This is a genomic window from Novipirellula caenicola (genome assembly GCF_039545035.1).
GTDB lineage: Bacteria > Planctomycetota > Planctomycetia > Pirellulales > Pirellulaceae > Novipirellula > Novipirellula caenicola.
In genome coordinates this window covers 944,109-967,919 of record NZ_BAABRO010000002.1, presented here as the reverse complement: position 1 = coordinate 967,919, position 23,811 = coordinate 944,109, and the positions used below count along the sequence as shown (strand labels likewise).

Sequence of the window (23,811 nt, the reverse complement as noted above, 5' to 3'; positions counted from 1 at the left end):
TTGACCGCAATCTTTTGCCTCGCAGCCGACGGCAGCCGAGAAATATTGATTTTATTTCTTGTCCGGCGTCAGATCAGAGCCACGCAAAGGGTCATACTGTTAGTCGCTGCGTGCTCTCTATTCCTTTCTTGTCGCGAATCTGTTTCAGCATGACGCCTTGGCCGACCCCCAATCCGCTACTGATTTCGGAGATCGGCGATCTCGCCAACCACGCTGCGTGGCAGCGGTTTGATGCGTTGTATCGCCCGGTGATCTATCGATTTGCGCGGCGACGTGGACTCGACCATCATGCCGCCGACGAAGTGGTCGCCGATGTGATTCGGCGAGTCGCGCGAGCGGCCAGCCGATGGCATCGACCGGGCGACCAGGAATGCGAACAGAAACCGCCAGACCGTTTTGCGGCGTGGCTAAACCGCGTCTCACGAAACTCGCTCGTCAATGTTGTTTGTCGCGATTTGAATCATCGAGGCATCGGCGGGACGACGCATCAGATCACGCTCGAGTCGCGACCAGCGGCGACCGAGGATTCTCGCCACGATTGGGAGAACGATCGCCAGCGGGTCCTGATTCGCTTGGCTGCCGACGCAATACGCGATGATTATGACCACGCCAGCTGGGATGCATTCTGGTCCACGCATGTCGAAGGCGAGTCGATCGACAGTGTTACAAAGCGATTGGGCAAATCACGCGGCGCGATCTATGCCATCCGCAGCCGAATCGTGCGGCGATTACGCGAACAAGTCCAGCAAATCGAGGCCGAGGAGGATCGATCATGAATCCTGATGCCGAAATTTGTTTAGCCGAAGTTGACTTTCAGGCAATTTTGTCGGGCACGCAAGATCGGCGGATGGAACAACATCTGGACCATTGCCAACAATGTGCATCACGGCTCGAACAACTGGCCGCAAACGAAACGTTTTGGCAAGCCTCGTCCCATAGTTTGAGCGAGGATTTTCTGGACGCGCCCACCGGTGATGAAACCGATGTATCGGTACAGCTATCGCCGGTCCTGCGTGCGATTTTGTCGCCCAGCGATGATCCTCATTCACTAGGACGGATCGGACGATTCGAGATCTGCGGGATTGTCGGCAGCGGCGGTATGGGCACCGTGCTGAAGGCTCGCGATGTGGATATCGATCGTATCGTCGCGTTGAAACTGCCTGCCGCTCATCTGTTGGAACTCCCCTCCGCACTGGAGCGGATCGAACGCGAAGCCCGCTCGGCCGCCACGATTCGCCATCCCAACATCATCGAAATTTATCAGGTCGATCGCTGGCAAGGGATCCCGTACTTGGTGATGCCTTATTTGCCTGGGCCATCGCTGATGTCGCGTTTAGAGAAGCATGGCAAGCTGGATGTTTTGGATGCGATCCGGATTGCCCGGCAAACCGCCTCGGCACTTGCGGCCGCTCATCAACACGGCGTCGTCCATCGCGATGTAAAACCCGGCAACATTTTATTGGGCAAGGGAACCGAGCAAGCGGTGTTGACTGATTTCGGAATCGCCAAAATCCAAGACGATGTTTCAATGACCAACACAGGGGTGATTGTCGGAACGCCCGGTTTCTTGTCGCCAGAACAAGCACGCGGGAACGAGGCCGGCCCACAGAGCGATTTGTATTCGCTCGGCACGGTGCTGTGGTCGATGTTGACGGGCGAGCCGCCGATGCAGGGATTGCCGACGCATACGATTGTTGCCGCGATCGCGAGTGGCGAGATGCCAAAATTAGCCCAAGCCGATTGCGATCTTCCCACGTGGGTCTATCGGTTGGTGGATTGGTTTCACGCATTTGATCCTGACGATCGGCCGGAAACCGCGGCCGAATGTGAAACGATCCTGCGAGCGTGTGAGCAACATTTACTCGATCCCGTGAGGTGTAAATTGCCATCTCGTTTACAACATCGCCGCCGACTGCTGCCCGCACTCCTCGGCGTGCTATCGCTGCTAATCGTGATCACGATCAGTCTTACGGGATTGCCCGAATGGCCATCCGCTGAGGGCTTGTCGCCGCAACCGATCGCTTCGCAACGAGCAAACCGAAACTCACGCGTCGACGCTTCGGGTTCGACGCGCCAAGCCGTCACTGCTGCCATTCCGCAAAATTCGATGTCGACGCGATCACCGCAGCCGAACATGGACGACCCGTCGTTCGCCCCTGCCCACACATCCGTCGCTGGCACTGGTTTTTCAACCGTTGCGATAACGTCGTTACGTGGCAATGAGGATTCGGAAATCGATCAGCTGGAATCCACCCTGCAAGAACTTGATCTGGAAATGACCGCTCTGACCGAAGAACTCGATCGTTTACGCGATAACAAAACACTCACTCCAACGGATGAGAACAACGATGGAAACTAAGCTCTCGAAGACAAGCGGCATCTTGACATTTCTGGCGGTGATCTCGCTTTGGGGGTCGCCTCTGTATTCGCAAGAACCGAATTCGCAAGCACCGACAAACCGGATTCATGTTGTCGCTCCCGATGGCAAATACGCTGCCGACACAATTGTTCATCGATTTGAACGTGGCCAGATTGTATTCATGCCCGATGGCAAGGTCGTCGCGTTGAACAACGACGAAAGAAGCTCCAGCGGAACGATCGGGCACATTCGCCTGATCGATGAAGGGGAAGGCATCCAGGTCGAATACACGCAAGGGATGGCGGATATGGCTATGGATATGGATATGGATATGGGAATGATGATGGGGATGGGTTCCGACATGGGAATGGGAATGGGAATGGGAATGGGAGTGGGAGTGGGAACGGAGGAAATGGGAGCCGAAGAATCGCACAAAACCCCGTCAAACGTTCTGTATTCGCTGCCTGGAGAGCAGGATATCTTCTTCGCGACCAACCCGAAGAACGAGTTTGCCTTTGTTCCCCCCAGCACCCACCTCGTCAAGAAGATCCAGTTACGTGAATCAGCGAGGCTGACGTTTTCAGTGCCGCGCCACTATCCAGCCGACCGCTACATGGTGTTGGCGTATTGGACCAACGGATTTGTCGTTCCGCAATTTCCGTTTGAAAATCCGCAGCTTGGTGGTGTGAAGCCGGTCATGTCGAGCGGTGGGGGAGGTGGTTTTTCGAGTGGCGGTCCAGTCGCGGGCGAAACCGGCCCCGGCACTTCCGATTGGCGGTTCCATTCGTACGTCGCTTATTGGCAAGTCGCTCCGCTGACGCAGCCAGAAGCGAAGGACGCCGATGGCTTTCACACGGCATCGGTGACGATGCCGCCTGGCGAAGTTCGCGTGACACTGGTTCCCAAAGATCGCTTTGAGGAAGTGCAGCACAATCCACACCTACTGGAACAGTTGTCGCTAACCGGCGGCCCAAGCCGCATTGTAGTAGCGAGGACGCGTAAGACGGCCAGCACCGAAAACACTCCTATCCCACTGGTGGACGATGGAGCGGTGGATCTAGCGATTTACGGGGGGCTGACCGAAGCGGCGATGCCCGATTGGTCAAGTGACGAACAATTGATTGTGTTGACGCGGATCAGTGATACTACCCAAAAAACAAAACTGACGCACTCCGATGACTACATTCGTTTGGCCGACTCGACACGCGAGGAGCGGTCTAAATATCGGCCGTTGGGAATCGTCGCTCATCCGACAGCGGGCGAAACGTATCTGGCGGTCGGTCTATTACCCGGTGAATATCAGGCGTGGAAAGTGCCAAAGTCGAAATTGGAGCAAGGAACTGATTTTCGCCGAGCCCTACCGATTGAACGCACTCAAATTGGGATCATCAGGTCGAAAACGACTGGAATCTTGATGCGAAAAGCATCGGCAAAGATTGGTTCGAGTTCATCATCGAATTCCTTTGTTTTGTCGGTCCCGGTACCGGGAAGTGCTCGACAATCGGCTGGTGACGATCCGTTTGCAGCACCCGTTGAAAAGCCCAGCGAGAGTGACGTCGCCAAAGAACGAAAACGTCGCATTCAGATGCTCGCCAAACAGATCCTGGAAATGGATCGACGGGTCCAAGTGGCCAAACACATGCTGACCGAACTGATGCGAGAAGAGAATATGATCCCGGCTCGTGACCCTTTTGATGACCCGTTCGGCGGCAACGCGGACCCTGTAGATCCCTTTGGTACGGATCCGTTCAGCGCCAAGCCGATGAAGGATCCCTTCGCAGCCCCGCGGTCGCCGCAATCCCCTGCGGATGATCCCTTTGCTCCGTAACTCGTAGCGAAAGTTGCGAAGACTTTCGGCAGGAATCGCTACGCGAAACGGTGGGCGGCTTGTTCATTTAGGGCGAATAGGGGCGTTATGCAAAGAGAATGCCTTGCACCTGATGACAGGCTGGAAGCCTGTCCCACATTGGGCCTTGCACCTGATGACAGGCTGGCAGCCTGTCCTACTTTAGGCGATGATGGCGTGTTGGACGTTGCCGTGGACGTCGGTTAGACGGAAATCACGGCCGGCGTAACGGTACGTCAATCGCGTGTGATCAAAGCCGAGTAAATGCAAGATCGTGGCGTGCAAATCATGCACGTGGACGCGATTTTCAACCGCCTTCAATCCGACTTCGTCGGTCGTTCCGTACGTCATGCCACCTTTGACACCGCCGCCTGCCATCCAAACCGTGAACCCATCGTCGTGATGGTCGCGACCCGGGTTCGCCGTCACTGGCATCTGCACCGTCGGCGTGCGTCCCATTTCACCGCCCCAAATCACCAACGTCTCATCGAGTAGTCCCTGCTGCTCTAAATCCGCCAACAATGCCGCGATCGGTTGATCACACTCGCGAGCCAACCGCGGATGATTCTTTTCGATCGCCGCGTGCGAATCCCAAGGCTGCCCCGCACCATGATACACCTGGACATACCGCACTCCACGCTGGCTCAACCGACGTGCGATCAACATTTGCCGACCTTGCAGCGAATCGCCATACATTTTTTGAATGTGCTCGGGTTCGTCTGAAATATCAAACGCCTCGCGTGCTTCGCCTTGCATACGAAACGCCAACTCGAGCGACTCGATGCGACCGGTCAACTGTTGATCATCTTCTCTTTGACTTAAATGCAATCGATTCAAATCTTGAATCAAATCAAATTGGCGACGCTGTTGATCATGCACCAAGAATTTGTTCTCGATATTGGCCACCAACTCTTCAGGATCGGTGAACTGAGTGTCCACGTGCGTGCCCTGATAGATTCCCGGCAAAAATGCGTTACGCCAGTTTGCCGTCGCGGCAGTCGGCAACCCGCGAGGACACATCACCACGTATCCAGGCAAACTTTGATTCTCGGTCCCCAATCCGTACAGTGCCCACGAACCGACACTCGGCCGTGGACGCACGATGTCGCCACAGTTCATCATCATCAATCCCGGTTCATGGTTCGGGACGTCGGTGACCATGGACCGAATCACGCACATCTTGTCGACGTGCTTGGCAATGTTCGGAAACAGCTCACTCACCTCGGTTCCAGATTCACCATGCTTGCTGAACTTGAACGACGACGGATGGCCGACGCCACCGAGTCGGCGGTCACGTCCGAGTTTATCGCTCAGCGTTTTGCCGGCGAATTTAGCCAAGTCCGGCTTCGGATCGAACGTATCGATCTGGCTCGGGCCTCCGTTGGCAAACAAGTGAATCACGCGTTTGGCACGCGCCGGAAAATGAGGCGGACGCGGGCTCAGCGAATTACCGGCGATCGGTTCGCTGGCCGACACGAGCGCACTTTGCGATTCGTCGTTCAGAATTCCGGCCAGGGCAAGCATGCCTAGCCCCATGCCGCTACGCGACAGCATCCGTCGGCGATCAATGGATTGGAAAGTCATGGCGTTATCAATCGATATAAAGAAATTCGTTGGTCAGCATTAACGCTTGCGCCAATTGCGCGAGCGGTGTTAGCGGAGGTGGAGGGGGTGCTTGGAAATCGGCACTCGAATTCCATGTCACATCTGAAATCGTCCCTTCGATCCCCTCGATCTCGATCGTCCAAATGTGAGCATCGGCCGTGGTCGTGGATCGCGGCGAGACGACAAAATCAATGACTTGGCCCTTGACCACCGCTAAACGATCCACGGTGGTTTTGGTTTCGCTGTTGGCGACGGTAAAGGATTCAGCGAATGATTTTGAGCGAATCGTGGCGGTCACTCCGTCGCCATTGTCGCGGGCGTGTTTCAGTTTGCCACTGATTTTGACGACTCCGTCATCCGGCGCAGTCCAGCGGCGGATCACACAGAAATCCTGGTTCTTGCCCGGATGAGCCCCGTTGGCAGTGATACGCAAATGCTTCATCACAGGGTCTGGGAATTCGCTGCTGACTTGGTAGGAAGATCCCGTCCAAAATTCCAGCGGCGTGAACTCAGGCAGCGAATCATCCGCGTTTTCAGCAGCGACAAGCGGTCCGTACCCGTACTGCCAAACCTGATTCAATGGCACCGCCGTCTCGGACGACGAACGCAAAAACGCTGTCGCCATCGATTGTTCCTGTGCCGATGGATCGCGGCTATAGACTTGGCGGTAAACCGTTTTGACTTGCGTCTCGATCGCCGCATCACCCGTCGCGATTCCCGCCACTTCCCGCGCCAATTCGGCGACGAACGGGTGGTTCATATTAAACAAGGCTTGTTGCGGAATCGTCGTTTCAGCACGCGAAGCAGCCGAAGCGGTCGGCGAGGCAAAATCGAACGTCCGCAGCATCGGATCCAATTCAATGCGGTCGATGTAGGCATAGATCGAGCGGCGATGAGTGTAAGGAATCTCGCTCAGTTTGACCGAACGGCCGCCGATGGTTCGGTCCAGCGAATTGGCGACCGTCAACATCGAATCTCGCATCGCTTCGAAATCAAGACGGCGACGATTCTGACGCCAAACCAATCGGTTTTCAGGATCCAGCTGCAAACCACGATCGTTCGCGTCGCTCGATTGAGCATACGCGTTGCTTGATGTGATCGTGCGGTGCAGCCATTTCATTGACCATCCGTTACGCATGAATTCGCTTGCCAACCAATCCAACAGTTCAGGATGGCTCGGCGGCGACGTCCGCAAACCAAAGTCGTCGAGCGATTCCACTAATCCGCTACCGAAGTAGCGTGCCCAGACTCGATTGACGTACACGCGAGCGGTCAGCGGATTGTTTTCATCTGCGATCGCTTCGGCCAATTCTTGCCGTCCGCTGCCGTTGCGAAACGGCTTGGGTTTTCCGTCGGACAACACGCTCAAGAATTGACGTGGGACTCGATCACCTCGTCGGTTTGGTTCACCTCGCAGCATCACAAATGGCGTGATCGGCTTTTCTAGATCCACGACCGTCATCGCTCGCGGGGGTGCCGCCGGATGACTCGCTTCGACCTCGGTGATCGCCTTCTCGAGATCTCCTAATTTCTTGCGGCCTTTGCCCGACAATCGTGATGCCAACGCCACTTTTTCGACGTCAAGGTCAAACCATCCTCCGGGGCCGAGCAGACGGACTCGGACTGCTTCACTCGATTCGTCGTCAAAACCTTCCGCATCAGGATGCGACTTTTTGAAAGCGTTCCATTGCTTCAGAGTTTCGTCGAAAACATCGGCATAGGCCAGCGCCAAATCGGAACGCGACTTAGGCGGCGAGGATGTCAATTTCTGTTTGATCCGCGGATTGAGCGATTCGTCGCCCGACCATTTTTTTAGCAGCGTCGGCTGCTGTTTCTTGAATTCAGCCTCGCTGATCGACAATCCGTCGTGCCATGGGCCCAACACAGGATCATCCTGCCAACGATTGCTCTTCAGTTCATTTGTCAGTGAATCATTCAGCGGTGTCATCGCGATGTCGACAACTTTCAATTTGCTGATCGCGCCGCGGATATCGAGTTTGCGTTCGAGCCCCATCATCGTGAAGCCTTTGATGTACAAAGGCAGCTTGCTGCGAAGCTCTCGGACGGCGTCCGTGCGAAGCTGCTTCTTGTATTGCAAAAGTTCGCGATGTTTCGCGGCAAGCTTCTTCTCGAAATCTGCCTGCAGCGGCCCGGGTGGCTGATCGGTGGGAATCACGGGAAAATCGTCTGCCGTTTTGGAACTCGCAAACACACCGTACAGCGAATAAAAATCTTCGGTGGGGACCGGATCATACTTGTGATCGTGACATCGGGCACAGGCGACGGTGATCCCCATTAGTCCTCGACACACAACGTCGATCTTGTCAGCCGCTTGCTCGACACGGTTGTTGCGGAATTGAGGCCCCACCGTCAACAATCCCATCGCTGCCAACTCAGGTGCCGCTGGATCGTCGGTGTAAAAGTCCGCGGCGATCTGTTCACGCAAAAATTGATCATAGGGTTTGTCGTCATTCAAACTGTCGATCACATAATCGCGATAGGTATAGGCGTAGGGATATCGAAGCTCGGCTTGGGCCTGCCAATCCCGCGTGTCGGCATAGCGGGCCAAGTCCAACCAATACCGTGCCCAACGTTCACCATGGTGATCGCTGTCTAAGAGTTGCTCGATTGTATCGGCCACCACTTCACTGGTCGGTCTAGGATCGTCGACAAATGCATCGACTTGGTCCGCCGTCGGTGGCAGCCCGATCAAATCGAAATAGAGTCGCCGAATCAAAACGCTTCGCTCAGCGGCAGGCGACGGGTGCAAATCGTTGTCAATCAGTTCACGGGCGATAAAGGCATCGATCGGATTAGCGACCCACGTTTTCCATTTGCCTTCGATGTTTGGCACCGCTGGATTGGCAATCGGCTGAAATGCCCAATGAGTCTCGGCCGTCTTGTTGATCGCCACCTGATCGCCAAGCGAAGGCGTCACCGGTTCGTCGCTAGCGGGCCATGGCAATCCCATACGAACCCACTTTTGCAGCACTGCGATCTCGGCGCGGCTGAGCGGGTCATCCGGCGGCATGCGTTCAAAGCCATCCTGGCCCAGCACCGCTTTGATGATAAAACTCTCTTCGACGTTTCGAGCGACCGCCGCAGGACCACTGATTCCGCCTTGCAAAACAAACGCCAAATTATCAAGCCGTAAATCCGATTCCTGCAGTTCCGCTCCATGACATTCTTGACACTTTTCGATCAAGAGCGGCCGAACCTGGTTCTCGAAAAACTCTTCACGTGGCGTCAGCCCATCCCCGTGTAAAACGGACGTGGTCAACAACAAGCACAACAATCCAGAGAAAATACGTTTCATTTGAAAATGACGGCTCAATGATTCAGCGGAATCGGTGGGGAATGATCAAACGAAATTCGGAGATCCGAGTTCGCAAGCGGAGGGGGGCGATCGGGCGGGGCCTCACCATAGTGTAAGTATAAAATCCCCCGGCGTCCTCAGCAAAGCGAATTGCCAGGGCGAAAATTTTGCCAACCGTTTGCTGCTAAAATGTGAATCGCCCTCACCCTGATCGATAGAAAACCAATGCATCGCTATTTTCCTGCAGTTTTTGGCCGCACCTTTTTTACTGCAATCTATGTAGTATGCATTTCGCTCGAAGCAATCCCCGAGGAACCCGCGTCCGCTGAGCGACTCGGCCAACGCGTGCGAAAGCTCGCCCAAACCTATATCCAATCGCAGCGGATGGTGGGTCTATCGATTGCCGTGATCGATGGGGACGAATCCGCGACGATTCATCTTGGACGCACCAGCGAAATTGGGCCGCCACCGAATGACCAGACGCTGTACGAGATCGGTTCGATTTCAAAAGTGTTTACCGGCATCCTGTTGGCCGACGCTGTCAATCGAGGTGAAATCCGCTTGGATCAAGATGCCAGCGAACTGTTGCCCGCTGGCGTCACGATGCCGCGTTGGCAAGATCGTCCGATTACCGTACTGGAGATTGCCACGCATCGATCAGGGCTGCCGCGATTAGCCGACAACATGCCCAGTCTTCACACCGCAAACCCGTACAGCGATTACACGTCAGCGTTGGCCCACGAATTTCTTAGCTCGCATTCGCTTCGACGGGCCCCCGGCGACAAATACGAATACTCGAATCTCGCTTTTGGGTTGCTCGGACACTGGATCGGACGCAAAGCCGGAAAAGATTACGACGAATTATTGCAGCAGCGTCTGACCAATCCGTTGGGGATGCCCGACACCCGCGTCGTGTTGAATCCAGCTCAAACCGCGAAATTGGCCACGCCCTACGACGCCCAGAAACAGCCGACATCGAACTGGGACTTCGCCGACATGCCAGGTGCCGGAGGCATTCGCAGCTCGATTGTGGACATGTTGCAGTTCGCACAAGTGCATCTGCAGACGCCACAAAACAAGATCGGAGCAGCGATCGAACTCGCGTGGCAGAAACATCACGTCGGAAAAAACGGCGAGTCCTCGATGGGACTCGGTTGGCACGTGATAGGTGACGGCACGACACGCGTTCACAGCGGCCAAACGGGGGGCTATCACAGCATCATCCTGATCAATCGCGAAACGCAATCGGCGGTGGTCGTTCTGACCAATACCGCGACCGACGCGGTCGATGCGTTGGCGGTCGAATTGCACGAACGGTTCTCGCAAAACTAGCTTGCCGTTTGCGAGACCGATTGCGAGGCACCGGATCAGCCCTTATCACTTTGCATTCCTGATGCAAATCGTTTGAGAGTGTCCGGCAATAAATAGACGACTTCGAAGCACGAGTGATTGATGGGAATCTTGATTCCGCTGGTTCTGATTTTCTTTACCTGCCTGCTGATTTGGCGGGCATGTGACAGTTTTGAAATTGCGTCCGAATACATCGGCCGCAATCTTTCCGAAGGGGTTCGTGGTGGCACCATCAATGCAATCTCGAGCAGCGTTCCAGAGTTGTTCACCACGCTGATCGCATTGTTCGTGCTGTCGGATCGAGACGGATTCTCGGTCGGCATCGGCACCACCGCCGGAAGTGCGTTGTTTAACGGAATGATCATCCCCGCATCTTGCATCTTGACTGTGGTCGGAGCGGTCGTGCTAGGAGTTCGCGTCACCTCGGTGAACGTTTCCACCAAAGTATTGCTGCGAGATGGATTGTCGCTAATCGCATGCGAAATCATCCTGATTCTGTTGATCAACGGGGCTCGCTTGCACTGGTGGCAAGGGCTGATCTTGATGACGCTGTATGCAACCTATTTGGCGTTCATGCTACTGTCGATGAAGCGCACCGCAGGTCTCGATGCCGAAGGGATGGACGAACAAGAGCAAGAGCTCGAAGACGAAGCGGCGGTCGAGCGAAGCGTTTTAGGACACACGTTTTATTGGTTATCGCTCGGCCCACTGATGGACATGGAACGTGTTTTTGTGCGAGAGAAACATCGTCAACAAATTGACGAAGAGACGTGGAACGGTTGGCCGCTATTGTTGGCATCGACCGCCGTCATCGGTGCAGCGTGTTGGTTGTTGGTCAAAGCGTGCGAGTGGTTAGGGACCGGAAGCGTCGAGCATCCTAGTTACACGTTGTGGGGCTACGAATTCCAAGGAATTGGCATGCCTGCGATGTTTGTCGCGGTGATCTTTGCATCGATGGCGACGAGCGTGCCTGATTTGGTGATGTCGATTCGTGACGCCCGCGACGGCGACTATGACGACGCGGTCGCCAACGCACTGGGCAGCAATGTGTTTGACATCTGTTTTGCTCTAGGCTTTCCCTTGTTCCTGTTCACGTTGTTAAATGGGCCGATTGAGATGTCACCGGACATTGTGGCCCAAAGTGGTGAACTGCGATTGCTGCTGTTGGTGCTGACAATCGTCGGCTTCTTTGTCTATTACGTCGGCACGCGAGGCGTCACCGAGGCGGGAATCGAGTACGTCGAAATGCGACGTGGCAAGGCCTTCATTCTGCTCGGAATCTACGCCTTGTTTGTCGGCTACATCGTTGCTCGCAGCCAAGAAATGACACTGGCGATCGAATTGTCGACGTGGCTGCAATCACTGCTGCATTGGTTGCCAACAATCGGTTAACGGCTTGTTGATTTGGTCAGCCGCGACGCGTCAGCGGCCGCTTCCCACGCACGATCCGGTGTGCCTCAAGGCCGATGTCATCCGCTTTGGGTAGCGCTCGCGGCTTATTGGTTCTGAAGTTGCGCTATTGTCGTTTCTCCCGGCAAATCACAACCCGACGCGCAACTTCAAAACTTTTGGGACCCTTTTCGGCGAACGCATTGAAAAAACGCTCGCTCCCGGGCTCCAGCCTAACGCCGTGAACGATTTTGAGGCTGGAAAATCCTGCATCTGCGTTTCGTAGCTACGCTCGCCAGAGCGTGGATGGTTGCCGTGCGAATGCGAATCACCACCTTCTGGCGAAGGTCGCTACCCAGAAACGGACGAAGCTAGCTACCCTGCAAATCGTTCACGGCGTTGGCCTGTAGCGTTGGAAATTCACTGTTTTTGACGCTGCCGCCTCGTCTTTTCTCTATTCGAAAAAATTTTTTTTCGGCTGTGACCTGACGTGTCACAGGCATCACGAATATTGGAAGTAGTCAAGTAAACGACTTTTCTTTCCTGTTGATTCGAGGTAACGATGAACACGATTTTACGCCGCGCCATGCACGACAGTGACAACTACGTCATCGAGATGGACTATGTCGATGCCGAGGGCAATCAAACCCACCGCATCGTCAGCCCGATTCGGTTTATGGGCAGCTATCGCTTCTTGGGCTTGTGCCTTTGCCGCGAAGCGCCTCGGCAATTCCAACTCTCACGCTGCAAGAACGTGCGTTTGACTCCCGCCGCAGATGTTTTGATGCCGGTGGCAATGTGATTTTGTCGACGGGTCTGAAGCCCCCGACGAACGTCACTGCCATTGAATATGTTGTTGGAGTGATCCGCATCGCGGAATCGCCAACCACCTGTTTTTCATCTCTGCCGTACTGTTTGCATGACGAGGATCGTCATGCAAATTGTGCGGCAGAGAATTTGCCGCGGGAAAACGTTGGCCGCCAGCTTGCGATTTATTCTTCGATCGTCAATGCCTCGGTCACCCACTCATGCACGGTCGCAATCTGATCCTCTTCAGTGCCATACAGCAACCGCATCCCATCCGCACCACCGATGATATGGAACGCTTTTTCGACATCCTCATCGCTGATCAATTGCTGAGATTGATACAGCCGAATTTCGGCCAGCGCTTTCAAACGATCCGCTTTTGACCCCGAAAAAAGCGAAGCGATCCGTCGTTTGGCAATCTCGGGCGACAACTTTGGCATCGCGGACAAGACCATTTGTCGATCGATGATCGCAAACAGATTGGCGACCTGTTCATTGACGTAATCGCGTGCCACCGTTCCGGGACGCTGGACTTCGAAACTGTCCGACGGCTTGGAAAGCCCGATCGTTTTGCCATCGGCGACGCGAATCATGCGGCAGCGAGATATGTTTTGGATCGCCCCTTCGCGGCCCTCTTTTAGAATCACATCGAAATGCAAGATAAAGTCGATGTCGCGTGCCTTCCCCTTCGTGGTCGCTTCGGCCGAACTGACCGATCCGAGATACACAATTCCAGGCTTCCACATTGGAAATGGTTCGAGCCCGGGATCGATCGTCGGAGTCTCGTCGAGTGGCGGGACGACGTCCATTTCAGCCGCTCGAGGGCCACCGAATTCGGAGCCGGATGCCATCGATCGCTCCATCTCCATCTCCATCCGCTCCTGTTCCATCCGCTCACGCTCCATCCGCTCCTGCTCCATCGAATCATCCATTTCCTGCTCCATTGCGTCGCTGGAATCGTCGCGAGGCGGATCGATGACCGCCGCAGGTGGTGCGATGGACGAGAGTGCCAGCCCAAAATCACCTCGAGAAAATCGCAGTGAAAACTGCTCCGCAATCACTTCGGCAACCAACCCCAACGCGTCTTCGAGTTCCGCTTCGGCGGTTTGGTCCAAATTGGCAGCAGCGGTGTTCCCGCCGCCCATTGGTCCTCCCTCATTCATGCCGAATTCGCCTGTGTCGAATTCGTCGCCCCGAAATCCCGAGTTTCGTGAATTGCCCCCCGATCCTTCGGTGATCGTGCCTCGGTCGCCAGTGTCGTCGCCGCGAACGGCCAACGAGACGCCCCAGCGGACCTGCCAGACGGGGCGTTTCAACATCGCACTGTATTTGACGCTGTTAAGCTGCTCGCTGGCCTTTTCCGGTTCGATCACCAAATTGCCGAAGAACAATTCCAGCGCGGTCGCCATCCGTCCGTCCAGAAACGCTTCGTCCGACTGCTTTCTCAAAGGTGGACGTTTGTCCTCCATCGCCGGGATCGAAGCGGCCATGAGCGGTGCAAGGTTCATCGACGAAAAAATCGATGTCGACGCAGATTGGCGTGATTCTCCGCTGTACCCCATCTCCATTTCTTCCTGCATCGAATCGTACGACCCGTCAATTTGCCCATACAGCGGTGAATTCAGGACGACAGCGAGCAACGCCGACGCGACAAAAACGCTTACTTGGCGACAAAAATGGCAGTGAATCAACATATACGCCTCCCACGCGTTTCGCGGGGCTGGGGAAAATGGATAAGTTCAGGAAAAAGACAATCGGAATTTACGATTTGCCGGGCTCAATAATCGCAGTTTACGCGTTCTATTCATGCCAGCGAGCGCATTTCGGTCTGTTTTTGCAGCTAATTCTTTGCACAAAACCGCCGCACCCTGCTTATGATAAACCGTCATCACGGGCGTGTGGTGGGGCTCGACGTCGTCGATTTGACTCCATCGTACTCCGTTGTGTTTGGGATCTCCCCCAAGAAGGCGGCTTCGAAGGGAACTTTTCTCTATTTGGCTGCTTCCAACCACGTGCGCCTGCCTGTCAAATGCCCTGTCCAACGCGCTGCCTGACAAATGCTTTTGGAAAAGCGTCGCGAGGCCAACCGAAGGTCGTGACAAGTCCTACCGAGAAATAATCAAGATGACCAAACGTCGATCATCCAATTTGCAACCTCCAAAACGCGGACGGATTCGCATTCGGCGACGGCCGCTCGTTGAACAACTTGGTGACCGCCGCGTGCTCGCCGCGATCACGGGGGTGGTTTTTGATGATTTCGATCACTCCTTTCGCCAAGAAGCGGGCGAACAAGCCCTGCCGAAGCGTCTGGTCTACCTCGACACCAACGACAACGGGGTGCTCGAAAAAGGTGAAAAAATCGCGGTTGCCGATGCCGCGGGTGCGTTTCGTTTTGATGATCTGAGCGACGGAGATTACAAGGTCCGTTTGTTTAACGGCACCAGTGTCCAGGACCAACTGTTTCCATTTAAGGCCACGATCGAGACCGCCGCGAACGAAATTGACAATGCGGTGGGGCTGCTGGCGGCGGCAGATCGCAGCGCTTTTGTCTTGACCGAAACCGGGGTCGAAGTCGCCAATTTGGCGACCGCTGAAAGTCAATCGATTTCGGTGGGCACAGATCTGACGAAATTGCAAACCTTGCCCGACGGAAACCTGTTGGTGATCGGTGGCGAAGCGGGTGGCGATTCCGCGTGGATCGTCGATCCTGATTCCGGCATCGTCAGCGCAATCGATTTGTCCGGCAGCGAGTCATCGAATTTGTGGTCCGATGTTGCCATCGATGGCGAGGGACGCGGAGTGGCGTTGGCCGACAGCTCGGACTCGGTCGCGGTCCAGTCGCTCGATGCTTCCGATGCCGATCTTGGGTTGGTAGTATCCACGACCACTACCATCGTGCCCGCCGATGCAACGGTCATCACCTCGGACACCGGACCACGCAGCGTCTTTGCCTGGGCAGGCGAAGATGGTTTGCAATTGTCACTGTGGAGCAATGAAACCGCTTCGATGATCAGCACCGATCCGATCGAAGTGGCGGGCGTCAGCAGCCTGCTCGATTTTGACGACGCGTCGGGATTGTTGGTACTCAGACAGACCGATGGCGGAGTCAGCGTGGTGGACGCGAACGCCGATTTTGCTTCGCTTCATTCGTTCCCTGACATGACGGGCCCGATCTCGCTTGACGGGGCGCGTGATCTGTTGATGACCGTCTCGCCGCTGGATCCTGTGCTGCGGGTTGTCGACTTAAGAGACGGGTCGGTGATCGCCGACCAAGCGATCGATTTATCGACCATTGGTGACATCGCGGCGATCGACCACAAGGGGAAACCCGACGCGATCACCGTTCTCGGTTCCGCCGGTGTGATCGAAGTTTCGCTGCGACGCGACAATTCTCATCATGTCAAGATTGTCGATGATCAAGACGCCGATCCGATTCGGTTCGCATTGTTCGTCGACGGCGACAATACGGCGCCGAGCTACGAAAACCTGCCTTCGCTGACAACCAACGAAGACCAAACGCTGCAACTTGCTGCTCCCGGGGCCCGCATCGGAGCGCAGGACATCGAGAACGATCATTTCGTAATCGTCCAACACGGCACCGCGTCACATGGCACGGTGGAAATCGCAGTGGACGGATCGGTCTTGTATACCCCGAATCCTGACTTCTTCGGTACCGATTCCGTCTCGGTGACGATTCATGATGGCGTCACTGAATCGGAACCGATCGATCTGTTGATCACCGTCGCACCGGTGGCCGACCCTCCGGTCGATGTCATTTTCCATTTTGACCCGATCCCCGAAGCCCTGGCGATTGGCGCCCCTATTGGGTTAATCGAGGTGATTGATGTCGATGGCATCAAAAATCACGTCATTCAAATCGACGACCACCGTTTTCAAATCGATGACCATGGCATGCTGATTTTTATCGGCGGGGTGAATGGTGAAGGCTTGAATTTTGAGGTCGAGCCTTGGATTCCGTTGACCGTGTCGGTCACCGACCCCGAATTCGATATCGAATTGGTCAGCTATCCCGCGGTCATCGTCACCGATTCCAACGATCCCATCACCGGCATCTCGCCCAGCGAAGCAACTGTGTTTGAGAACGCGGTGGGCGACACGGTCGCCGAATTGCGTGTCAATGACGAAGACACCGAGCAATTCCATATTTTGACGGTGGATGACGAGCGCTTTGTGATCGACGGATCCGATTTGCGACTCGCCGACGGTGTTTCGCTGAACTTCGAAGAAACCCAAGAGATCGTGGTTAACGTCACCGCAAAAGAGTTTGGTGTGAACGGCGCCCCGTTTACTCAGCCAATTACGATTCACGTCAAAGACCTGCCCGAGCAGCCAGTGGTTCTGGACTTGGTCGGGGGATCGTTGGTCGAATTCGAAGCCGGCGCCGTCGCGGGCACGCTGACGCTCGACGGTCAATCCGTCAATAGTCGCTATGTCATGACCGTCGATGACACGCGATTCGAAGTGACCGATGGTCTGTTGAAACTGATCGACGATCAATTCGTCAAGCAGTCGACGCAAAGCGAGATTCAATTGACGGTCACTGCGACCGACTCGAACAACGAGTTCCAATCGCTGTCGTCGACCTTTGTCATTGACGTTCTCGAAAACGAGACTCCGTTTCACAACGATGCCAATCCCTACGATGTTGATAACGGAGGCTCGGTGACCGCCGCCGATGCCTTGGCAATCATCAACTTCTTGAACGTTTATGGACCTGGCCCTGTCGGTGCAGGTGACCCGGCGTTTGGCTACGACGTGAACGCCGACGGATCGGTGACCGCGCTGGATGCACTGCTGATTCTCAACGAGATCAATCGCAGCGGAACCGGAGGCGGCACCGTGGGCGGAGGCGAGCAGGACGACACCTCGGCCGATGGCGAACAGACGGTTCCACCACTGCAGATTCCTCGAATCGCCGAAGGGTCGCAGGACGAATCATCCAATCCGCGTGACCCTCGCACCACCGACCGTGCGATTGCCGATTCGTTCCGCCAGACTCACAAAACAGGCCCTGCCGCATTCGCGCCGGCTTCTGATCAACTGGCTCGCCAGATCGCGTCGGTGCAAACCGGTTCGGTCCTGCCAAGCGATTTTTCGGACCAAGTTGACGAAACGATTCGCCTGTTGTCGGACACCTAAAAAGGGTGCGGACCACCTGTTGGCAAACTGGGTAGTTTTCGGCTTTAAATCTCAGTCGATTGTAAAATTCACGTCAAAGCAATCGCTTTCCTAATAAATCGGACTCCGATTCGTTTAACTTCGATAGTGCAAGCTCCCTTCGCGTGGCAGCCAACTGCGTTCACGCGAATTCTTTTCTTGTTGCTTCGGAGAGAACGTGATGTCCCTTTCTTCCTTCACGCCGCGTTGGTCTTGTCGCGGCCTTTTGTGCAGCGTCGTTGCCACCGCATTGACCTTGAATCTTGTGGCCGACGAACCGGCAACGCTTCCCGCCGAATTGTCTCGCCCGGCTGCGCAGACGACTACGATCGATCCGGCGGCTGACCGTGCGAATACAGAGCAGGCGAATACAGAGCAGGCGAATACAGAGCAGGCGGATACAGAGCGGGCGGATACAGCGAAAACGACCAAGGATGCAAAAGCCAAAAAGAAAAACAACAAGACGCAGAAGAAAGCGACCACCAAGATGGTCAATCAGGGGCTCAGTTGGCTGGTCGCAGCTCAACATTCCGATGGTGGCTGGGGCGGCGGCAGCCATGCTCAGCAGCAGATCCTTGATCCGGCGAAATTTCCATCGGATCCTGCCACGACCGCGTTTGCCGCATCGGCATTGATGCGTGCCGGGCACACGCCCACCGAAGGCAAGTATCGCGATAGCGTGGTCAAAGCGATGCGTTATCTGGTCAAAGCGGTCGAGAACGCGGATCCCGACGCTGACCGGATCACATCGATCCAAGGCACTCAGCCGCAAACCAAATTGGGTCAGATGATTGATACGGCGATGACGGCCCAATTTTTGACACGTGTGTCCGAAGTGCTGCCCAAAAACGATCGCTGGCACAAGCGAGTTGAATCAGCATTGGCCGCCTGCCTCGAGCGAATCCAACGCACTCAATCCAAAGACGGCAGCTGGAGTACCGGTGGCGGATGGGCTCCGGTGCTACAATCCGCTCTCAGCTGTAATTCGCTTGAATTCGCCAGGGCACTTGGCAAGGACGTTGACGTCAAGAAACTAGAAAAGGCTCAGCAATATCAAAAACGCAATGTGAACGCCGAAACAGGAGCAGCGTCCTCGGGTGCAGCGGCTGGCGTTGAACTGTACGCGTTCTCGGGTGGTTTGCGTGGCAATGCGGCAGATGCGGCCCAAGCCGAGCAGACGATCGACGAAGCCAAAAAGCAAGGCAAGCTGGCCGCTGATGCGGACGTCACCGAAGAAAACTTGCGAATCGCCGGCAAAGACGCTCAGAAAGCCAAATTACTGGGCGATGCCGTGGTGCAAAACCAAGCTCAATTGAGTCGGCTCGATGACGAACGCTTGTTGTCAGGGTTCGGTAACAATGGCGGCGAAGAATTTTTGAGCTACCTGATGACTAGCGAATCGTTGGTGATCGCCGGAGGTGATGCTTGGGAAAAATGGAACGCCAAGATGATCGACCGACTAGCCATGGTGCAAAACCCCGACGGCAGCTGGAACGGACACCACTGCATTACCAGTCCCGTGTTCTGCACCGCGGCGGCATTGCAAGTGATCACCACTCAAAACGACATCAAGCTTCTGAAGCGGATCGCGTCTGCGAAGTAATGCAGATGCGTTTAGGCACGTCGATTGTGCCACCAAGATTCGTGGATCTTGCTAAAAGATTCTTGGATCAACAAATGTATTGGATCTTGCGAAAGATCCAGCGTGCAGGACGTGTAGCCACGTCCACTACGGATAAGCGGCTCACTCGGCCGGTTCGGCTTGAACAGCAAAAACTCCGCCCCCATTTTTGGTCATTGCGTGATGAACCCCTCAATATCTCGTCGTGTTTTTTTAGTCAGCGGAATCGCGGCATCGATTCTCGGATCACGTGTTCGGACACTGAATGCGACGGAGCAGGACGAGGTGCGATCGCCGTCTCAGACGCTGATCAAGTCACTGCGTGATTATCTGCTTGCTCAGCAGTCGCCCGATGGAGCATGGAGAAGTCAGACGTATGCGTTGCTGAAAAGCGGACAGGCGTTAACCCCGTTTGTCTTGTCGATCTTGCAAGATTGCGATTCCAAGTTTGTCGAATCGGTTACCGCAGCGCAAGCCCACTCGTGGATGATCAACCACATGCGAAACGGTGTGCTTGGTGTGGCCGACCCGGATGTCTTGGAGTATCCGGTGTTTGCAAGTGCGTTTGCACTGCGTTGTTTTAACGCGATGTCTGACCATGGCGCCGTGGTTGATTCACTACGTCGCTTTTTGATCGGTGAGCAGTTCACCGAGTCACGCGGCTTCCCCAAGACACATCTCGCCTATGGTGGATGGGGATTTGGGGGGCCGCAACCCGCTGGGCAAACCGGGCACATGGATTTGGCTCACACCCGCTGGGTCTTGGCGGCCCTCCGCGACAGCGGTCATCGCCGTGCGGTGGCGGACGCCGACTCGGCTAAAGAACAATCCCAATTAAATCGAACCTTCGCAAATGCTCAACATTTTCTGCGATTGCTGCAAAAACACCCGAGTGAACGTCGTCCTCAGCCCGCGTTCGAACACACAACGAGCCAAGACAAAACGCAGCGGACCGCCGTTTATGATGGCGGGTTCTACTTTTCGCCGATCGTTTTGGCTGCGAACAAGGGACGGATCGGGCAGACTCAGGCCCAGACGTTTTTCCGCAGCTATGCCACTGCGACGTGTGATGGCGTGATCGCATTGTTGGCTTCAGGCGTGGATATGAACGACGAGCGAGTTGTCGCGGCGAAGAAATGGCTTCAGCAGCACGACGACTGGGAATACCCCGACGGTATTCCTCGAGATTACCCGGAACCTTGGGGCGAAGCAGTCTATTTCTACCACCAAGCGGTCCGGGCGGAAGCATATTGGCGACTAGGGATCAGCGGTGATTGGGCTGATCAGTTAGTGGATCGATTGCGTCGTCATCAGAGTCCCGACGGCAGCATCGTCAACCGACGCAGCGGGTTGATGAAAGAGAATGATCCGCTGATGTGTTCCGCATTGGCCTTGATTGCCGCCCACTTTGCCGATCGGCAACTCAGTGGTATTCCCGCGTCATCCACCGCGACACGCTAACGGCTTGGAAAGCCGAGCGACAATCTTAGTTTGGAATCCAGCGGTTGATGACGTCCGAGCTTGGCCAAAAGTCTTGGCGACTTTCGCTGCGGGAACCCAGCTGCCGGATCGGACGAATTGGATCACTCGCCTTCGATGTACTTCAGCTGAATGTCAGTCTTAGGCAATTTCTGTTTCAGCTTATCGACTCCTTCTTGAGTCACGGCGGTGCGAGTCACTTTCAGATCTTTCAGTGCCGTCAGTCCTTCGAGGTGAACCAGTCCCGCGTCACTAATTTGCGTCGACCCCAAATGCAAGAAGGTCAATTTCGTCAGGTCACTCAGGTACGGCATACCTGCGTCGGTGAGCCGCGTGTTATCCAGGTTCAACGACTCGAGCGACGTCAGCCCCTTGAGCGGTTCGACTCCCGCATCCGAAATATTGACTCGCCACACGTTCAACTTCTTTAGATTGGCAAGCTCACTGAGCGGCTGCATTGCATCATCAAACAGCTGAGCACACTCGCTGATGTCAAGCTCTTCGAGCTTTTTGATTTTTGGCAGCTCGGCCATTCCCATCGCATCGATTTGGTTTTTCGCCAATCGAAGTTTTTTCAAGTTCGGAAAATTGGCGAGGATCGTGATCGCGTCGTTACCGATTGTGGTTTCGGCCATGTACAACTCTTGCAAGTTCTTTAGGCCGGTTATTTCCTCGAGCCCCACTTCGCTGATCCACAAAAAGTCGATCGCCAACACCTTTAGGTTGCTAAGTTTGGCGACATGCTTCATCCCGTCGTCGTCGACCGAGCAGTCGCCACTTTTTCCGGACAATCGCAGTGCTTTCAATTTGGAAAGCGGTGTCAGATTGGCCAGTCCCGCGTTGCCGATTTTACAATCTCGCAGATCAACATTTTCCAGCGTTGTGACTTCGGCGAGCGTTTTCAGTCCCTCGTCGCTGATCGCCGTCGCACCCAGCAAGACCGAACGGACCCGTTTTAGTGGTTTCAGCAATTCGAGTTGCGAGTCATCGATCGAGGTGCCACGAAAATCGACTTCCACAATCGCGCCGTCGGCATCCTTTTTCACTTTGGCTGAGGTGGCTTCAATCGCCGCCACCGCCTCGGGATCGTCTGTGGCAGCCGGTTGGACTTTTGCCGCTGCAGCCGAAGGAGCGGGGTCGGCCGGTTCCTGCTTCGAATCGCAGCCCGTGCTAAGGACAAGGCAGTTGCCAAGAACTAGAAATGCAAACGTGAGAGATGTAATTCGCATGAATCAAACTAGGTGGGTTAAAGTGGAGTCGTTACGCTTGTTTAACAGCATAAATGTCTAACAGCATAAACCGATGGATGGACCGAGCGTAGCAGAGCGATCAAAAATTGCAGGGCGTCATGCAGGGGGTAGGACGTTGCCAAGGCATCAAGGGGGCATGAACTCGCGTAATCATAGCAGACGCACGGATGAACGTTTAGAATAAAGCTCTGGCGTGGTTTCTCTATCTTTGACAAAGGCATTTTTATGCGTTCTCGCTCTTGCACCGCGATCGTTTTGCTGGCAGCTCTACTGGCCCATGAAACGACAACCCCTTTGAGCGTCTCGGCCGAATCGCCGACCACCTCGACAATCGTCTCTACTTCGGCGGTGAAGTGGTTCGAGCAAAACCAAGATGACTTCCTCGATCTGTATCGTTGGCTACACCAACATCCCGAGCTTTCGTTTGAGGAAGAGAAGACGGCGGCGAAGTTGGCCGAAATTTGGCAGGAACTCGGTTTCGAAATGACCACCGGCGTCGGTGGCCACGGAATTGTGGGAGTCATGCGTAATGGCAACGGGCCGGTGGTGATGATTCGCACCGATTTGGATGCGCTGCCGGTGACCGAACAAACGCCGCTTCCATTTGCCTCGACCGTGCAATCAACTCGCGAAGACGGCAGCAGCACGGGCGTGATGCATGCTTGTGGTCATGACATCCACATGACCAACTTGACGACCGTCGGCCGTTACATGAGCGAACATCGAGACCAATGGTCGGGAACGCTGATGATGATCGGCCAACCCGCCGAAGAGCTTGGCGAGGGCGCCAAGGCAATGTTAGAAGACGGTTTGTTCACGCGATTCCCGAAGCCTGATTATGCTTTGGCCATTCACGTCAGCGCCGACAAGCCCACCGGCGCAATCAGCTTGATGCCCGGCTATTCGCTCGCCAACGTCGACAGCGTCGACATCACCGTGAAGGGGCGTGGCGGTCATGGCTCGGCTCCGCATTCAACGATCGACCCCATCGTCCAAGCCGCGGATTTGGTGTTGTCGCTACAGATGATCGTCAGCCGTGAAGTGAAACCGATCGAGCCAGCGGTGGTGACCGTGGGTTCGATTCACGGCGGCACAAAACACAATGTGATTGGCAACGATTGCAAGCTGCAATTGACAGTACGAAGTTACAGCGAGGAAGTGCGACAACAAGTGCTCGCCGCGATTCGCCGACGTGCCTTGGCAGTTGCGATGGCACACAATGCCGAAGAACCGGACGTCCTGATCAGCCAAGGCACCCCGTCGCTGAGAAACGATGACGAATTGACAGCAAGAATGACGAAGCTGTTTTCCGATGTGCTTGGGGTAGAAAACATGATCCCAGGTGAACAATCGATGGGAGGCGAGGACTTTAGCCGTTACGGGATCGCCGGAGTGCCGATCTTGATGTACTCCGTCGGCTCGGTCGATCAATCGCGACTCGATCGTTTCGAGCAGCTTGGCATCCCCGCACCATCACTGCATTCGGGAATCTATTACCCGGATGCTCCGGAAACGCTAAAGACCGCCTTTACCACGATGACCGCATCGTTATTGGACCTGTTGCAGCCGTCGCCTTGACCCGCAGGCCGGAACAACTTGCCCCGTAGGCCG

General features: G+C 55.2%; 14 protein-coding genes. 10 read left to right on the top strand and 4 right to left on the bottom strand.

Features of this window, described 5'->3' with window-relative positions:
- The first annotated feature begins 110 nt into the window (after nt 1–110).
- From ABEA92_RS07360 to ABEA92_RS07350, 3 genes are read left to right on the top strand one after another with little or no spacing between them, the layout of a single operon-like run.
- Nucleotides 111–776: a sigma-70 family RNA polymerase sigma factor gene (locus ABEA92_RS07360; RefSeq protein WP_345683158.1), complete on the top strand. Its 666-nt coding sequence runs from the start codon at nt 111–113 to the stop codon at nt 774–776.
- Complete coding sequence (locus tag ABEA92_RS07355; protein ID WP_345683157.1) at nt 773–2,359, top strand: serine/threonine-protein kinase; 1,587 nt, start codon at nt 773–775, stop codon at nt 2,357–2,359. The genes ABEA92_RS07360 and ABEA92_RS07355 overlap by 4 nt, the downstream gene beginning before the upstream one ends.
- A complete protein-coding gene (locus ABEA92_RS07350; protein ID WP_345683156.1) occupies nt 2,349–4,187 on the top strand; it encodes a hypothetical protein in 1,839 nt (612 codons plus the stop codon). Before ABEA92_RS07355 ends, ABEA92_RS07350 begins: the two co-directional genes overlap by 11 nt.
- Nucleotides 4,188–4,367: 180 nt before the next feature.
- On the opposite strand, the gene ABEA92_RS07345 is transcribed toward ABEA92_RS07350, so the two are convergent.
- Both ABEA92_RS07345 and ABEA92_RS07340 read right to left on the bottom strand, forming a co-directional pair.
- On the bottom strand, nt 4,368–5,789 hold the full coding sequence (locus ABEA92_RS07345; RefSeq protein WP_345683155.1) for a DUF1501 domain-containing protein: 1,422 nt from the start codon (nt 5,787–5,789) through the stop codon (nt 4,368–4,370).
- Nucleotides 5,790–5,796: 7 nt separating this feature from the next.
- Nucleotides 5,797–9,126, bottom strand: a complete 3,330-nt coding sequence (locus ABEA92_RS07340; protein ID WP_345683154.1) for a PSD1 and planctomycete cytochrome C domain-containing protein — start codon at nt 9,124–9,126, stop codon at nt 5,797–5,799.
- Nucleotides 9,127–9,351: 225 nt separating this feature from the next.
- On the opposite strand from ABEA92_RS07340, the gene ABEA92_RS07335 reads away from it, so the two are divergent.
- From ABEA92_RS07335 to ABEA92_RS07325, 3 genes are all read left to right on the top strand, one after another.
- Nucleotides 9,352–10,458 carry a serine hydrolase domain-containing protein gene (locus ABEA92_RS07335; RefSeq protein WP_345683153.1) on the top strand — a complete coding sequence of 369 codons (1,107 nt, stop codon included), beginning with the start codon at nt 9,352–9,354 and terminating at the stop codon, nt 10,456–10,458.
- A gap of 120 nt (nt 10,459–10,578) precedes the next feature.
- Nucleotides 10,579–11,868 carry a sodium:calcium antiporter gene (locus ABEA92_RS07330; protein WP_345683152.1) on the top strand — a complete coding sequence of 430 codons (1,290 nt, stop codon included), beginning with the start codon at nt 10,579–10,581 and terminating at the stop codon, nt 11,866–11,868.
- A gap of 559 nt (nt 11,869–12,427) precedes the next feature.
- Nucleotides 12,428–12,667 carry a WYL domain-containing protein gene (locus ABEA92_RS07325; RefSeq protein ID WP_345683151.1) on the top strand — a complete coding sequence of 80 codons (240 nt, stop codon included), beginning with the start codon at nt 12,428–12,430 and terminating at the stop codon, nt 12,665–12,667.
- Between the two features lie 190 nt (nt 12,668–12,857).
- Here the strand turns inward: ABEA92_RS07325 and ABEA92_RS07320 are convergent, their stop codons facing one another.
- Entirely contained in the window at nt 12,858–14,366 is a 1,509-nt protein-coding gene (locus ABEA92_RS07320; protein WP_345683150.1) for a hypothetical protein, read from the bottom strand.
- A gap of 430 nt (nt 14,367–14,796) precedes the next feature.
- Here ABEA92_RS07320 and ABEA92_RS07315 point away from each other — a divergent pair, with 430 nt between their 5' ends.
- The 3 genes from ABEA92_RS07315 (at nt 14,797) to ABEA92_RS07305 (ending at nt 20,932) form a co-directional block, all read left to right on the top strand.
- Entirely contained in the window at nt 14,797–17,832 is a 3,036-nt protein-coding gene (locus ABEA92_RS07315; RefSeq protein WP_345683149.1) for an Ig-like domain-containing protein, read from the top strand.
- A gap of 199 nt (nt 17,833–18,031) precedes the next feature.
- A complete protein-coding gene (locus tag ABEA92_RS07310; RefSeq protein ID WP_345683148.1) occupies nt 18,032–19,453 on the top strand; it encodes a prenyltransferase/squalene oxidase repeat-containing protein in 1,422 nt (473 codons plus the stop codon).
- Between the two features lie 201 nt (nt 19,454–19,654).
- Complete coding sequence (locus ABEA92_RS07305; protein ID WP_345683147.1) at nt 19,655–20,932, top strand: hypothetical protein; 1,278 nt, start codon at nt 19,655–19,657, stop codon at nt 20,930–20,932.
- Between the two features lie 122 nt (nt 20,933–21,054).
- Here the strand turns inward: ABEA92_RS07305 and ABEA92_RS07300 are convergent, their stop codons facing one another.
- The gene (locus tag ABEA92_RS07300) at nt 21,055–22,179 is read right to left on the bottom strand and encodes a leucine-rich repeat domain-containing protein (protein ID WP_345683146.1); all 1,125 of its coding nucleotides are present in this window, start codon (nt 22,177–22,179) and stop codon (nt 21,055–21,057) included.
- Between the two features lie 246 nt (nt 22,180–22,425).
- Here ABEA92_RS07300 and ABEA92_RS07295 point away from each other — a divergent pair, with 246 nt between their 5' ends.
- Nucleotides 22,426–23,778 (top strand): M20 metallopeptidase family protein, encoded by a 1,353-nt coding sequence (locus ABEA92_RS07295; protein ID WP_345683145.1) that lies wholly within the window; start codon nt 22,426–22,428, stop codon nt 23,776–23,778.
- Nucleotides 23,779–23,811 lie beyond the last annotated feature (33 nt).

Coding starts and splice junctions, on each gene's coding strand:
- ABEA92_RS07355 (WP_345683157.1), top strand. CDS start 773: ATGAATCCTGATGCCGAAATTTGTTTAGCCGAAGTTGACTTTCAGGCA.
- ABEA92_RS07350 (WP_345683156.1), top strand. CDS start 2,349: ATGGAAACTAAGCTCTCGAAGACAAGCGGCATCTTGACATTTCTGGCG.
- ABEA92_RS07345 (WP_345683155.1), bottom strand. CDS start 5,789: ATGACTTTCCAATCCATTGATCGCCGACGGATGCTGTCGCGTAGCGGC.
- ABEA92_RS07340 (WP_345683154.1), bottom strand. CDS start 9,126: ATGAAACGTATTTTCTCTGGATTGTTGTGCTTGTTGTTGACCACGTCC.
- ABEA92_RS07335 (WP_345683153.1), top strand. CDS start 9,352: ATGCATCGCTATTTTCCTGCAGTTTTTGGCCGCACCTTTTTTACTGCA.
- ABEA92_RS07330 (WP_345683152.1), top strand. CDS start 10,579: ATGGGAATCTTGATTCCGCTGGTTCTGATTTTCTTTACCTGCCTGCTG.
- ABEA92_RS07325 (WP_345683151.1), top strand. CDS start 12,428: ATGAACACGATTTTACGCCGCGCCATGCACGACAGTGACAACTACGTC.
- ABEA92_RS07320 (WP_345683150.1), bottom strand. CDS start 14,366: ATGTTGATTCACTGCCATTTTTGTCGCCAAGTAAGCGTTTTTGTCGCG.
- ABEA92_RS07315 (WP_345683149.1), top strand. CDS start 14,797: ATGACCAAACGTCGATCATCCAATTTGCAACCTCCAAAACGCGGACGG.
- ABEA92_RS07310 (WP_345683148.1), top strand. CDS start 18,032: ATGTCCCTTTCTTCCTTCACGCCGCGTTGGTCTTGTCGCGGCCTTTTG.
- ABEA92_RS07305 (WP_345683147.1), top strand. CDS start 19,655: ATGAACCCCTCAATATCTCGTCGTGTTTTTTTAGTCAGCGGAATCGCG.
- ABEA92_RS07300 (WP_345683146.1), bottom strand. CDS start 22,179: ATGCGAATTACATCTCTCACGTTTGCATTTCTAGTTCTTGGCAACTGC.
- ABEA92_RS07295 (WP_345683145.1), top strand. CDS start 22,426: ATGCGTTCTCGCTCTTGCACCGCGATCGTTTTGCTGGCAGCTCTACTG.